The sequence below is a fragment of the Paenibacillus sp. RS8 genome (genome assembly GCF_041956825.1).
Lineage (GTDB): Bacteria > Bacillota > Bacilli > Paenibacillales > Paenibacillaceae > Paenibacillus_AQ.
In genome coordinates, this window is record NZ_CP168131.1 from 4,188,392 (window position 1) to 4,202,177 (window position 13,786).

The 13,786-nt window shown below is 42.9% G+C and carries 11 protein-coding genes; 5 read left to right on the plus strand and 6 right to left on the minus strand.

The window, feature by feature from the left end; genetic code table 11:
• Nucleotides 1-165: 165 nt before the first annotated feature.
• Nucleotides 166-354: a YqzE family protein gene (locus tag ACDZ28_RS19865; RefSeq protein WP_042126425.1), complete on the plus strand. Its 189-nt coding sequence runs from the start codon at nucleotides 166-168 to the stop codon at nucleotides 352-354.
• A 171-nt stretch (nucleotides 355-525) separates the two neighbouring features.
• Here the strand turns inward: ACDZ28_RS19865 and ACDZ28_RS19870 are convergent, their stop codons facing one another.
• From ACDZ28_RS19870 to ACDZ28_RS19880, 3 genes are all read right to left on the minus strand, one after another.
• Nucleotides 526-1,563 carry a hypothetical protein gene (locus ACDZ28_RS19870; protein ID WP_042126427.1) on the minus strand — a complete coding sequence of 346 codons (1,038 nt, stop codon included), beginning with the start codon at nucleotides 1,561-1,563 and terminating at the stop codon, nucleotides 526-528.
• A 156-nt stretch (nucleotides 1,564-1,719) separates the two neighbouring features.
• Complete coding sequence (locus ACDZ28_RS19875; protein WP_042126429.1) at nucleotides 1,720-2,784, minus strand: YqhG family protein; 1,065 nt, start codon at nucleotides 2,782-2,784, stop codon at nucleotides 1,720-1,722.
• Complete coding sequence (locus ACDZ28_RS19880; RefSeq protein ID WP_042126431.1) at nucleotides 2,781-4,526, minus strand: DEAD/DEAH box helicase; 1,746 nt, start codon at nucleotides 4,524-4,526, stop codon at nucleotides 2,781-2,783. The genes ACDZ28_RS19875 and ACDZ28_RS19880 overlap by 4 nt, the downstream gene beginning before the upstream one ends.
• Before the next feature lie 403 nt (nucleotides 4,527-4,929).
• On the opposite strand from ACDZ28_RS19880, the gene ACDZ28_RS19885 reads away from it, so the two are divergent.
• Complete coding sequence (locus ACDZ28_RS19885; protein WP_076119623.1) at nucleotides 4,930-7,572, plus strand: adenosylcobalamin-dependent ribonucleoside-diphosphate reductase; 2,643 nt, start codon at nucleotides 4,930-4,932, stop codon at nucleotides 7,570-7,572.
• A gap of 69 nt (nucleotides 7,573-7,641) precedes the next feature.
• Here the strand turns inward: ACDZ28_RS19885 and ACDZ28_RS19890 are convergent, their stop codons facing one another.
• Both ACDZ28_RS19890 and ACDZ28_RS19895 read right to left on the minus strand, forming a co-directional pair.
• Nucleotides 7,642-8,163 (minus strand): hypothetical protein, encoded by a 522-nt coding sequence (locus ACDZ28_RS19890; RefSeq protein WP_375102575.1) that lies wholly within the window; start codon nucleotides 8,161-8,163, stop codon nucleotides 7,642-7,644.
• A 45-nt stretch (nucleotides 8,164-8,208) separates the two neighbouring features.
• Nucleotides 8,209-8,634 (minus strand): YheC/YheD family protein, encoded by a 426-nt coding sequence (locus tag ACDZ28_RS19895; protein WP_375105381.1) that lies wholly within the window; start codon nucleotides 8,632-8,634, stop codon nucleotides 8,209-8,211.
• Nucleotides 8,635-9,030: 396 nt separating this feature from the next.
• Here ACDZ28_RS19895 and ACDZ28_RS19900 point away from each other — a divergent pair, with 396 nt between their 5' ends.
• Nucleotides 9,031-9,486 (plus strand): hypothetical protein, encoded by a 456-nt coding sequence (locus ACDZ28_RS19900; RefSeq protein ID WP_375102576.1) that lies wholly within the window; start codon nucleotides 9,031-9,033, stop codon nucleotides 9,484-9,486.
• A gap of 390 nt (nucleotides 9,487-9,876) precedes the next feature.
• Here the strand turns inward: ACDZ28_RS19900 and ACDZ28_RS19905 are convergent, their stop codons facing one another.
• Complete coding sequence (locus ACDZ28_RS19905; protein WP_036689594.1) at nucleotides 9,877-10,275, minus strand: cytidine deaminase; 399 nt, start codon at nucleotides 10,273-10,275, stop codon at nucleotides 9,877-9,879.
• 266 nt (nucleotides 10,276-10,541) lie between these two features.
• Here ACDZ28_RS19905 and ACDZ28_RS19910 point away from each other — a divergent pair, with 266 nt between their 5' ends.
• Nucleotides 10,542-11,501, plus strand: a complete 960-nt coding sequence (locus tag ACDZ28_RS19910) for a methylenetetrahydrofolate reductase (RefSeq protein WP_375102577.1) — start codon at nucleotides 10,542-10,544, stop codon at nucleotides 11,499-11,501.
• Nucleotides 11,502-11,675: 174 nt separating this feature from the next.
• A complete protein-coding gene (locus tag ACDZ28_RS19915) occupies nucleotides 11,676-13,679 on the plus strand; it encodes a GTP-binding protein (RefSeq protein WP_375102578.1) in 2,004 nt (667 codons plus the stop codon).
• The last annotated feature ends 107 nt before the right edge of the window (nucleotides 13,680-13,786 follow it).

Here is a 13,786-nt window from a genome sequence, read left to right on the forward strand (position 1 = left end):
AAGTGAATAACGTGTCCTGGATTCTTTGTTAGATTGTGCTTTAATAGGTAAACCTATTCGACAAATCAGAAGTCTGTAGTTTAGATCTAACTGGAGTGGTGCACACTAAGAGCATGGAATGGACGCTGATTAATTAATTTCACTTATAATGTAGGGGGTGTTACAATGGCTTCCGGTGGCGATGAGCTTGTAAAGTATATAACGGAGAAGGTAGTCGTATATATTGAGGATCCACGTGCCATACATGCCCGTAGAGCAGCTACGAAGCAGCCGTGGTCACAGAAATGGTTTGGAATGCTTCCGCTTGGGTGGTCAATCTGGCGAAGCAAGTGGGATCATGACAAAAAAGAGTAAATGTTAAATCGCAAATAACCTTCCAGTGCCTTTGTTCATGGGTGGCAGTGGAAGGTTATTTGCATTTGTTTAAATATAAGAATTTATATGCTTAAGTTATAAATTATCCTTCTATTTCTCGCATAAACACTTACCGTCCTCATAAGGACGCCGAAGGCGTTTATGCTTGTGTTAACGATTATATCCGAGTGCTTTGGTAGTTCTGTCTGGCAGCTTATGCAGTGTCCCATTTTTCTGTAATGCAGTGAGTGGTAAGTATCGTTTTCCTTCAGGGCCTGACGCCGCGTATATGGTAAGTTTGTTGTTCTCAGCTTGATTTTGTACATGAGAAGGCTGCCAACTTTGATAGCCTGTAATCATAAAAGGTGCCCCGACAAGATCATTTCGCCCAGCAGCTTGATAAGCGATGCTTTCCTTAGGTTTGATTAGAAGCGCAATATTGTCGCCGCTTACAGTGGTGAGTTTAGGAGCGGTCAGCCATAGGATATCTTCATAAGGATCATCTGATCCTCCACTATTGAAGGCTGATAGCGGTGATACGTCAGGATTAAGATTGGTGATTACATCTGTTGCTGGAGGCTGTTCTTTAAGCACTTCTTCCGCTTTGCTAAGTGTCCAAGGTAAAATTTGTGGCACGGAAGCGTTGATGTAAAACGTCTTTTCGTCAATGGTTATTTTCCAGACCGGCAGAAGTGGTGCATATAAAGCAGTCAGTTTTATTTTTCCTGAAAAAGATGAGGTAATGAGACCCTTCTGCACCAAAAACTGGCGCAGATCATTTAAACTGTAGGGGAGTCCGTAGGTGCCGGCTCCATATTCACTTAGCATATATCCGCCTGTATCGGTGGCGGAAATGATCATATATCCGATTCTCTCTTCGCCCTTCATTACATTAGCAAGCCAGCCATGAGTACCTGGACCAAGGGGATAATATTCTATCCCTGCATCCTTCCAAGCTGTAAATGGAGCTTCTGCAGCAAGCTTGTTCAGCGTAGTCTTAGCGAATTCTTGGACCGAAGTGGGAGAAGGTAAAGAACTCATCTTTAGCACAGGGATTGCGTCCTGTGTGACCGACTGGATCACACTCACTCTGGCCAGCGCAAGCGCTGAAGGGGAACCGGAACTGGATATAAACAGTCCAAAGCTTAGAAACAGGAGGAGGCATCCTTGACCCGCAAGTTGTAGCCTCCGCCGCAAACTTATTTTCATGGCGTCGTTCACCTTTCTTTGTTAATAAATGTCAGGAAGTTTCAAGCTTTACTCTATTGTAGTGGACAGGCTATAAAAAGGCTGTTGCTTGCTGTCGCGCCTGAAGGCGGAAGTTCTCTTGTTTTTTTGCCTGCTTTTAGCGAGTAGGGTCGCATTCTATAGACTTCGTAGATGAAACAGTCCATAGGTTATCGCAGAAACTGCAATTTGCGGCTCATATTGCCAAATGGTCTCCTGTCGACGACGGTTATATTGCTCCTGAGTACCTAAACGTTTTTCTTCATCCGGCTCTTTCAGCAGTTCTCCGTAATAAATATCAATGATAGCCAGCTCGATTCTAAGACGCTCACGTGCCTGTTCTGCCCAAGAGTAATCAAGTTCGGCTAGATGAGAGGTAAGATGAGCCTCTAATAAATCTGTAGCGGCTGTAACTGTTAATTCATAAGGCTGAATATGCACGTTTTCCGGTAAACGGGGGGTCATCTCCCGCGAGGATATCTTTGCGTTAAAGTCATCAATAATGGTCCCTTTTGTCAGAGATATTCCAAGATAATGCAGTTCTTCCCGTTTCAAATCACAGCTCATTTCGACTTTATAACAGACACCGAGCCACGGTTCATAGGCTGCAGAGAAAAGTGTATTCCGCTGCCTGCTACCGGGGTCCTCAAATAAGTAAAGGCATTTCCCTTCATCTTGAGCTGCACTCCAAATTTGCTGAAGGCGCTTGCTACCATAAATGATATCTTCACGTCTTATCATGCCAGGTCCAATTCGAGGCAGGGCCGGTACAATCCCGAAGTAGCGGGCAAGGATACTGTCTTCAGGATTTGAGGAAGGGACATGAACCACATTTGATTCAGATGTTTCTGAATTTAAAAGATCTGTGCTAGCCTCAACATCAGCAGTAGCACTCATCACTGGGTCTCCGGTAATTGACTGTTTTAATGCCAGGGTGCTGCGATTTACTGTTGGCGGAACTTCTATAGCTGCCTGGCTGTCGTATTTTTCCGGATCGAATACAAAGGTGAAAGAGAGTGTCTCTGGATCAACTCCAGTACGCTCCACGAACCCCCAATAATAAGGTCGATCTGTAAGCATTCTGTCAGCTCTTGGCGATAGCTTTACAGTTACGTGAATGGGCGATACTTCAATAATGGAGCATTCTGTTGCTTCCAAATAGTCCATAACATGTTTACGTACTTCCTGTGAGGTGAGGGTCATGTCGCAGTCTCACTTTCTTTTTTGATACCCTGAGTTAACTCGCTGAGGGATTCACCGATATGATCTAGCTCATTACGCAGTTCTTCATCGGAGCGGGATTCGAGCATGATTTTGTATAAACTTTTCTCCAGAGATTCTTTCTTCTCAAATCGCTCCAGAATCACATCCAGCCCGCCAATGACCATTTCGAACATATTGATCTTCTCGTGTAGCAGATGCAGAATATGTTCTTCAATCGTGCCCTGCGTGGACAAATTATAGATAACCACGTCATTTTCCTGACCTAACCGATGCACCCGCCCAATCCGCTGTTCTACTCTCATGGGATTCCAAGGCAGATCGAAGTTGATCATATGGTGACAGAACTGCAGGTTAATGCCCTCACCACCCGCCTCAGTAGCGATCATTACTTGAGCACGACCGCGGAAGAGATCCATCATCCAATCTTTTTTGCCGCGATTCATCCCGCCTGAATAAGAAACACACATTAGCCCATGTTCGCGGAAATACTGAAGCAAATATTCTTGAGTCGCACGATACTCTGTAAAGACAATGACTTTTTCATTCATTTCTTGAATGAGAGATAGTGTTGTTTCGGCTTTGGTATTGGTCTTAACCGTACGAAGTGTCTGCAATAGCTCCATCATCCGATCGCGTTTCGGCGAATCGGCGGGCAGCTTCTTGATCAGATTAACTAAAGTGATGAACACAGCATCTCGACTGCTGCATACCTCGCGCTGAAGCGTTACCAAGGAAAGCATGCTGCTAAGATTGCCGCCTGATTCCTGATACTGATCTTTAACAAAAGAAGTGACAGCGTCATATAATACTCTCTCTTCCTGTGAAAGAACTAGCGGAATATTACGGACTTTTCGTTTCGTAAAGTTAACTGGACCTTCGCCACGCCGATTGCGGATCATCACCTTCGATAGCTCGTCCCGTAGCTGACCTTCATTCTTAGGTTGGCGTTTATCAACGACGAAATTCGAAGCGAAATCACCCTGATTTCCAAGTTGCCCCGGTTTCAGTAAAGTGATCAAATTAAATAGCTCGCCCAGATCATTCTGAACGGGAGTAGCGGTTAGGAGCAGGCAATATTTTTTGCGTAATTGCTGTACAAATAAATAATTGGTTGATTTTTTATTTTTCAGCTTGTGGGCTTCATCAATAATCAACATGTCATATTCATTTTCCAGCAGCATTTCTTTATGTGGATCGCGTTTAGCGGTGTCCATAGATGCGACAACAATCGCATTTCCCCAGGAATATGCTTTTTTCTGTGCTACAGCAGCGATACCAAACTTGGCATTTAGCTCGCGAACCCACTGCAATACGAGGGAAGCGGGTACCAGAATAAGTACCTTAGAGACTAGACCGCGAACAAGATATTCCTTGAGTACAAGTCCAGCTTCAATCGTCTTTCCAAGTCCGACCTCATCTGCAAGAATCGCGCGGCCCGACATCTCAAAAAGAACTTTATGCGCGGTATCGAGCTGGTGCGGAAGTGGGGATAATCCGGATAAATGCTTCATGCATTGAAGTTCATCGAAGCTTGTTACTAGACCTGTTTGTTCACCTTGAACAGCAAGTTTGGATAGACGGAAGTCTCCCCACGGACCGCCTTTATCCAGTTTGAGTTCTAGATCCTGTAGCCAATTCCGGTCAAAAGAAAGAGGAACAGGCAGTATAGGCGCTGACTTTCCACCTTTGTGAGGTAGAGAATTACGGAATAATTGCGTCATGGTACAGCCTCCTCAGGTGCTAATTCATATCATCATTCGTAGGAGTAGTATGCTCTTAAACAAGAGAATTCATAACCTTCTATTTTTCTTGATAGCCTTTAAAAAAGAGAGTAAAAGCGAGAAAATACCGCAAGTTTTGCGATATTTCAGCTGCTTGACTCTATTTTCGAAAAAGACCTTCGATACAATATGTGGTATAGTTTAAAAGCTGACGCACACAATATATTGTGACAAAAGCATGAAAATGTGATTTTTTTAAAGTGCGTAGCTGCTATTTGTTATTGACAAGATGAACTTCCTACATACACCCGTAAGGTTGAAGATACGTGTAAGGAAGTTTTTGTTGTGGAGCCCACACCATGAACTGGAACTAATATTTACTACATTGCGGGAGGTTTTTCTATTGGGTAAAGTGGAAGGTAAGCAACGCCTGGAAGGGCTAAGTGAAAAAATATTTTTGGATCGTTATGCTTGGAAGGATGCCGACAGCAATAATGCTAAAGTGGGCGATGTTGTACTAGTTCTAACGAAAGATGATCCGAAATTTCCAACGAAGGAAGTCGGAGAGATCGTAGAACGTAACGGCAGAATTGTAACCGTAAAGACGCGCAGCGGCGAACTTGTGAAATCAGATGTTGAGAAGCTGACGCTTAATATAGAAAAAACACCAGAGGAAATGTGGGATCGTCTGTCTTCAGCTATGGCTTCTGTGGAGAAGACACCTGAGCTTCAAGAAGAATGGGCGGGCAAATTCCGTTCGATTCTGGATGATTGGAAGCTCGTACCGGGTGGACGAATTGCGGCTGGTGCTGGCGCTAGTGAGGAACTAACCCTGTTTAACTGTTATGTAATTCCTTCTCCAAAGGATAGCCGCGGCGGTATTATGGAGACGTTGGCTGAAATGACAGAAATAATGGCTCGTGGTGGCGGTGTAGGGATTAACCTATCCTCTCTACGTCCACGTCGTGCAATTGTGAGAGGTGTTAATGGTTCTTCTAGTGGTTCTGTATCTTGGGGCGGTCTGTTTAGTTATACCACTGGACTCATTGAACAAGGCGGTAGCCGCCGCGGTGCACTCATGCTCATGATTAATGACTGGCATCCAGATGTAGAGGACTTCATTACGGTGAAGCAAACGATGGGTCAAGTTACGAATGCGAACCTTTCGGTATGTGTGAGCAATAGCTTTATGAAGGCTGTAAAAGAGAATCTAGATTGGGATCTCGTATTCCCGGATACAACAGACCCTGATTATAATGATGTGTGGGATGGCGATCTCGACAAGTGGAAGGCTGCAGGCAAAAACGTTATTCATTATCGAACCGTTAAAGCGCGTGATGTGTGGCGCACCATTATCGAATCCGCTTGGAAATCCGCTGAGCCAGGTGTTGTGTTCATGGAATATTACAATCAAATGTCCAACAGCTGGTATTTCAATCCGATCATTTGTACGAACCCATGTGGGGAGCAAGGTCTGCCAGGCTGGGGAGTCTGCAATTTGTCCGCTGTAAACCTGTCCAAGTTCTACGATGAGAAGAATCATGATGTAGACTGGGAAGATCTCGCAAGAACAACACGCTATTCCGTTCGTTTCTTGGATAATGTCATCGATAAGACCCCTTATCATTTCCCAGAAAATGAAGCGAATCAGAAAAATGAACGCCGTGTGGGTCTCGGAACGATGGGTCTTGCCGAACTGATGATCAAATTGAACATCCGTTACGGTAGCCCGGAATCTTTGGAGTTTCTGGACAAGCTTTACGGCTTTATGGCTCGTGAAGCATACCTTGCATCCGCAGAGATTGCAGGTGAGAAGGGATCCTTCTTAGCTTTTGATACTGAGAAATACTTAATGAGCGGCTTTATGAAAAATATGCTCGAAACGTATCCAGAGGTTGGCGAAGCGATTCGCAAACACGGTATGCGTAACGTTACAGTAATTACACAAGCACCTACAGGCAGCACAGGTACAATGGTAGGTACTTCGACAGGTATAGAGCCTTATTTCGCCTTCAAATATTTCCGTCAAAGTCGTCTTGGCTATGATGAGCAGTTCGTTCCGATCGCCCAAGAATGGCTTGAAGCTCATCCAGGTGAAGAGTTGCCAGATTACTTCGTAACCTCGATGGATTTGTCGGCTAAGGATCACATTCGTGCACAAGCAGCGATTCAACGCTGGGTGGATAGCTCGATTTCTAAGACAGCCAACTGTCCGTCTGACTTCACAGTAGAAGAGACGGCTGAGCTGTATGAAATGGCCTTCGATCTGGGATGCAAAGGCGTTACAATCTATCGTGACGGTAGCCGTGACGTGCAAGTGCTGCAAACTTCTAAGAAGGAAGACGCAGCAGAAGAGGTAGCTCCAGCTGTTGAAGTTACAGCTGCTCCTGAAGTAAGTACAAGTGTTGTAGCGGCAAGCCCAGCACCTCAAGCGTCTACTAAAGAGCTGGATAAACAATACAAGAAACGTCCGCAAGTTCTACGCGGTGCAACCTATAAAATTAACACACCTTTCGGTATGGCATATATTACGATCAATGATCTAGATGGTACGCCGGCAGAAATCTTCCTGAATGTGGGTAAAGCAGGCTCAGACGTCTTTGCGATGGCAGAAGCACTTGGACGTGTCTGCTCCTTGTTCCTCCGTTATGGAGATCATGGCGAGAAGGTAGAACTGTTGATCAAACATCTGAAAGGGATCGGTGGGTCAGGCGCTATCGGCTTCGGTGCGAATCGAGTTGAATCCATTGCTGATGCTGTAGCTAAAGCACTAGAAACACACGTGCTGAACAACGCTCAGGATGATCATGTGCCTGCACCTATCGCAGCGACTTTGGAGCTGGAGGATTTCAATGAAGCGTTGAACGCGGAGTTGAAGGCGAGTGTTCCTGCGGCAGCTTCTATTGAAGATGGTCAGGGCGGACATGGCGCGCATAACCATACTTCTGCTTCCCGTGACCTTTGTCCTTCTTGCGGCGGTGCTTCGCTGATTAATATTGAGGGTTGTAAGACTTGCGGAAATTGTGGGTATAGTCGTTGCGGGTAAGTATTTGACATAGAATAATTTGAATAACTTAGTGTGATTTTTATTTTAAACGAGAAAAATCATTGATATTCAAGTGTGTGCGTATTTATGCATTAGAAGAAAGTTTTTAAGCCGGTAAGCCTTTATGTTAAGGTTTATCGGCTTTTTTATAATAAGCCAAACAGAAACATGAGTTGTTGTTGGTTTGTCATTGAATATAAAGTACGAAGCGGATAACCTGTCCTTAGTTGCAAGAATAAATACCTCTAGAATAATATTTGGATAATTGCTTTTGGAAAGACCTTCTAATGGCAATCCCTTTGCCAATGGTGAAAAGGCTATGGATACTATTCCTTCCTCCTTCAATACATCCTGCAGCCCATTTTCTATCCATGTTTCGAACAATTCTATATTGCTGACAGTGCCAACCTCGTCACTGCCATATTTAGCCGTACAGATGAGGTTCGGAGCCGTCCTAAATTGGCCGGAGGTACCATTATTAAAGATTTTTTCTGTACGAATGTCGATAAAATGAATATCACCCCAAACTCCATTCCCTTGGTCATGATCCACGCTGTCACCCCGATGGCCCTGGATCACGTCAATATTCATAAACCAATATCGCTGACCGCAGCTCGTCCTTGCATGCCTACCTAGCTACTCTTTCAATAAGGTCTCTGCACGAACCGCGTGACCACCACCATGAAGATTAGAGGTTATGCTTTGTGCAGCACCTACTCTTGCGGCCATTACAGTTAGCTCCCAGATCCCTTGCCCATTCTTCTGAACAAGCATACGGTAATCATGAAAACGTCCGCCAAGTAATTGCAGTGGAATGCCCTGCTGGATGAGGAAGCTTCCTTCGATACACCATTGACGAACAATCGATTCCAGTCGTGAGGCTGAGACCTTCCGAGGGGCTATGGTACGGCGATCCTGCCGACGGCCTTGGATATCAAAGACGCCTTGTTTATCCTTCATTTTCTCGATTCTAAAAATACCACGTCCATCCGTACCGTTAGCCGGTTTGATATAGACTACTGGTGTCTGTTTAAGCGGTACTATATAGATGTGGAAAAATATTCAAAAGATTCTCACCGTAGTAATAACCAAACTATCGTGTTGTTTAATACATGTGTTTGCAACCAGCTTTACGATCTATACAGCTTTTCTAAGTAATTTGAACTCAAAAGGCCTAATGAAAAGGGTTGTACTTAACTTCTACTTTATTTTTTGTTCATAAACTTTAAATCAGTTCAAATAAATTATCTAATCTTGACTTGGAAGAGGGGTTTTCTATTAGTTTTCTCCTTGAAATTCCCGATGATTACATTATAAGGATATTTAGTGTTTTAATTTAAATTAATCTACATAATTTCAGGGGTGGAATATAGGTGCTTGAAGTAAGAAGAAAATCTTGATGAAGGGGGATGATACCATTAGAGCATTAAGTGAACGAATGGAAAAGGGGGACGAAAGATGAAGTCATTCAAGACAGGACTACAAGCCATTCTTTATGTACTACTGGTGGTTGGACTGCATCTGATCTTAATCTATTTTTTAAAGATAAGAATAGAGGGATGGGGAACGGAGTTATTAAATATCTCATTTAAGGTGTACTTCATACCGCTTTTATTATGTTTAATTAATTCTTTTTTGTTTATAAGGACTCAGAGGATAAAGTACAATACCATTTGGTTTTTGGTAACTATGTTATCCAGCCTCTTACTTCTTTTATTTTTCAATGCAATGCAAGATGACAGTGATAGTGAAGATGGAGTTGTCGTTTCTATTGAATGGTTTCCAAAATATCAAGTGGAAATGCTCTTTCTGCTTCCTTGGAGTATTTCTATTATACAATTTATCTTAACTCTATATTATCTAATCAAAATAAGAAAAAATCTAATCGTAAGAAATAATAAAGGGGGAATGTAATAGGAAAAGAATATTTTCATTAAGTATAATTATTACAGTTTTTGTTTCTTTATTTAGTCCAACTGGAAAGCTCCAAAACTATACATATGCTAATTCAGTTCATGAATCTGTATACAGCAATAATTCAGTTCCTCCAAGAATGTAGAGATAAATATTAATGGTGAAGTGAATGACTTCTTATTCATTTTAATGCATTAAACCAATCAGCTTTAACTACATTTAAACGAATGTATATTATACATAAATGATGTATGAACCACAAAAGTGCCTTTTCTCGCCTAAAATGAAATATTAGTGGTGTTCTGACTAAGCTTTTAAACACAAAAAACACGCGTACTTGTCTAACACAGGTACGCGTGTTTTGATATTCCACTATGGAAGGTATTATTTTTACATATCTAAATTTTTGAATGCGTAAGGCAATAAATCCCTTAAACTCAGCTCTAAGATTTCTTTTTTCTCATTGGTTAAATAGACAGGCATGTCGGGCAAACAGAATTCCGATAATACTTGTCTGCAGATACTGCATGGCGGCAGAAAATCCATTGTGTCACCTGCTACAGCTATAGCCTGAAAATCACCTTTAGTATAGCCCTTTGTAATAGCTGTGAAGATTGCTGTTCTCTCTGCACAATTAGTAGCACCAAAAGATACATTTTCTACGTTTACTCCATTAATAACATTTCCATCTTTAAGTAATAAGGCTGCTCCAACTGGAAATTTAGAATAAGGGGCATAAGCAGCTTTCTTTGTGTTACGTGCGCTTTCCATTAATTCTTCTTTATTCATAATACTCACCCTTTTTAAATAAGAATGAACCTTTCGGTCCCCTTATCGCCAACTTTAAGGTTGGCAGGACTTCTAATATTATAGTCAGACCAAATGGTTGTCAACATTAAAATCTAGAAGCTCCGCCTCCATGATGTACTACTCGATAAGTACCAATACGGAATCATAGCCTTAAGATATAACTAGATATAGTAAATATAAGTTATACATATTAAGCCTGCCATGGTAGCCTTAACTTATAAGAGACGAGTAGAGGAGTTTTTAATTTGGGAGCCGCAGGGAACACATTTAAACAAAAAATATTGAGCAAGAAACCTGGTATTTTAACATATGGGATGACACCACCGAAGGCAAGCCATTCATCAGAAAAGATATCAGAAATTGCACAGAAACAGGTTGAAAGACTTAAAAACGTTGATTTAGATGCTTTAATTCTTTACGACGTCCAGGAGGAAGCAGAAAGAGTTGATCATGAAAGACCTTACCCATACTTACCAACGATTGATCCGGCTATCTATGGTGATAAATACCTAGGACAAGTGGAGGTCCCGAAAATAATTTATCGGTGCGTCGGTAATGATACAAGAGCTTCGTTCGCGGATTGGATTAAGACTGACGAAAGTGAAGACAGATTTTCCGTGTATGTGGGCGCTTCGTCAAGTAAGCAAGAGGTGAAATTGAATTTACCAGATGCTTATAAGCTAAGCAAACAGTTAAATAGTAATTTGAATTTTGGAGGAGTTGTCATTCCTGAAAGACATATAAAAAAGAATGATGAGCATATACGGGTTGTCGAAAAGATTAACAATGGGTGCAGCTTTTTTATCACTCAGGCAACTTATAATGTAGAGGCATCAAAGAATTTATTGTCTGATTTATATTATTACAATACAAATAAGGGTTTTGAAATGGTTCCTATTTTATTTAATCTTGCACCATGTGGCACAGCGAAAACACTACAATTTATGAAATGGTTGGGGATCAGTATCCCGGGATGGTTAGAAAACGAGTTGAAATACTCGAACGATATTTTGGATAAATCCATTCAGCTATCTCAAAAAATATTTGAAGAACTATTTGAGTTCGGACTGGAGAAGGGAATTCCAATTGGATGCAGCATTGAAAGTGTTTCAACAACTAAGTTGGAAATTGAAGCATCCATTCAGCTTGCTAAAGATATAAAGGCATTTCTAGATAAAAAGCTGTTGAGTCTAGAAAGTAGATGATTTATTGTTTTAAGGAGATTGAGCCGGTAATCCTTTCTGTTAAGGGTTACCGGTTTTTTATAAGTTAATAGGGACATAATCATCATCTCAATAGCTTGTCATGCTGTCGGTGGTGAGAGATTCTGTACAAGCTACTAGATTTCGGCTACGATTCTTATATAACAGATTGACTGAATGGATGGTACAAATATGTATTGTAAACTGTCAGAAGCATCACCAATCACCATCGGACTGCTAGCACATGTTGATGCCGGCAAAACCACCTTCGCAGAGCAGCTCCTATACCATGCTTCCGGAATTAAGACTCGGGGGAGAGTCGATCATCAGGATGCCTTTTTGGATAGTCATGAGATGGAGCGGGCACGGGGGATAACGATTTTTGCTGACCAGGCGGTGATGAAATATAACGAACAATCTTATCAACTCATTGACACACCGGGGCATGTCGATTTTTCAGCTGAAATGGAGCGCGCTTTACAGGTCATGGATTATGCGGTAGTCATCTTAAGTGCTGTGGAGGGCATTGAAGGGCATACCGAGACGGTCTGGCAATTGCTACAGGAATATGGCATACCCACTTTTATATTTATTAACAAAATAGATCGTACCGGTGCTGACGTCCAGCGTGTGCTAAAAGCGTTAAGGCAGCAATTTTCGCCGGATATGTTGTATTTGGCAAAAGGTCTAGATCAGAGCATGCTGCCTGAAGAGGTCATTGCCGCCGTTGCTGAGCGAGATGAAGCCTTGATGGAGGCATATCTCGAAGACAACATTGATCCTGGGCAGGTATTGGCTACGCTGAAACAAATGGTTAAAGAACGGGTGGTTTTTCCCGTTATGAGTGGAGCAGCTCTATTGGATCAGGGGATTGCGGAATGGATGCAGACGATGCAACTACTAATGGAATCGACTTATGAAGTAAACGCAGTATTTGGGGCACGAGTATATAAGGTGCGTCATGAGCTACAAGGCACGCGACTGACTTTTATGAAGATTTTAGCTGGAAAATTACGGGTACGGGAGGATATCTGCTATAGCACTTCAGAACATGAAGAGTTAAGCCAGAAAATCACTTCTATTCGTATCTATCATGGGGGGAAATATACTTCATGCGATGAGGCCTCCGCGGGACAGCTTGTTGCCGTTACGGGCCTAACCGATGCAGCCATTGGACTGGGTATAGGTAATCATTCAGATCGAGTAGAATCCCGTCTTATGTCAGCGTTGAAATCCAAAGTAGTATTCATTTTGGGGATATCATCCAGAGAAGTGCTACGCTATTTCATGATCCTGCAAGCCGAAGACCCTACGCTGCAAGTGACATGGGAGGACAAGCTGGAGGAGATTCATGTTCATGTGATGGGAATGATCCAGCTAGAGGTACTTCAGCAGGTGGTGTTAGACCGTTTCCAGCTCAAGGTATCGTTCTCCAAGCCAGAGATATTATACAAAGAGACGATCGCAGAGATTGTGATTGGTTGTGGGCATTTCGAACCTCTTAAGCATTATGCAGAGGTGCATCTCCGGCTTGCGCCTGCGAAACGTGGTGAGGGAATTACATATCGCAGTACATGCCATGTTGAGCAGCTCAGCACAGGGTATCAACATCTCGTCGGTCAGCATTTACTTGAAAAGGACCATCGTGGAGTTCTTACCGGCTCTCCCGTCACCGATCTGCATGTAACGCTTTTAACCGGGGCAGCGCATCAGAAGCACACTCATGGCGGTGATTTTCGGGAGGCGACACTTCGGGCACTGCGGCAGGGATTGGAGCAAGCGAACACTATTCTACTGGAACCCTATTATCAATTCAAAATCAAAGTCGATGCAGAGCTTATCGGACGCGTAATGTCTGATATACAGCTTGCCCATGGTGAATTTGACCCGCCAGAAATGCTAGGTGAATCCATGCTTATTCAGGGACGTGCGCCTGTCGCGACGTTCATGCATTATGCAGTAGAACTTGCTTCATTCACGAAGGGCAAAGGAGCAATCTCGATGAAGTTAGGCGGTTATCAGCCATGTCATAACCCAGAACAGGTCATCGCAAGGATTGGATACGACCGCAGCGCTGATCCTGAGTACACCTCCAGCTCTATGTTCTGTGCAAAGGGAGCGGGATATAGCGTTCCTTGGGATGAAGCGCCTTCGTATATGCATTTGGAGATTCAGGAATAGGAGTGAGAGAGACAGGTATTGCCGCAGTCCTTGTGGCATACAGCAGCCGATTACGCGAAGCAGCATCTCGAGGAGTACTTATCTCACCCGGAGGTTGAGCGTATCGT

What these genes read in the sequence shown, in the direction of transcription:
- ACDZ28_RS19890 (WP_375102575.1), bottom strand. Translation starts at nt 8,163, where the DNA reads ATGAATATTGACGTGATCCAGGGCCATCGGGGTGACAGCGTGGATCAT.
- ACDZ28_RS19865 (WP_042126425.1), top strand. Translation starts at nt 166, where the DNA reads ATGGCTTCCGGTGGCGATGAGCTTGTAAAGTATATAACGGAGAAGGTA.
- ACDZ28_RS19880 (WP_042126431.1), bottom strand. Translation starts at nt 4,526, where the DNA reads ATGACGCAATTATTCCGTAATTCTCTACCTCACAAAGGTGGAAAGTCA.
- ACDZ28_RS19875 (WP_042126429.1), bottom strand. Translation starts at nt 2,784, where the DNA reads ATGACCCTCACCTCACAGGAAGTACGTAAACATGTTATGGACTATTTG.
- ACDZ28_RS19905 (WP_036689594.1), bottom strand. Translation starts at nt 10,275, where the DNA reads ATGAATAAAGAAGAATTAATGGAAAGCGCACGTAACACAAAGAAAGCT.
- ACDZ28_RS19870 (WP_042126427.1), bottom strand. Translation starts at nt 1,563, where the DNA reads ATGAAAATAAGTTTGCGGCGGAGGCTACAACTTGCGGGTCAAGGATGC.
- ACDZ28_RS19915 (WP_375102578.1), top strand. Translation starts at nt 11,676, where the DNA reads ATGGATGGTACAAATATGTATTGTAAACTGTCAGAAGCATCACCAATC.
- ACDZ28_RS19900 (WP_375102576.1), top strand. Translation starts at nt 9,031, where the DNA reads ATGAAGTCATTCAAGACAGGACTACAAGCCATTCTTTATGTACTACTG.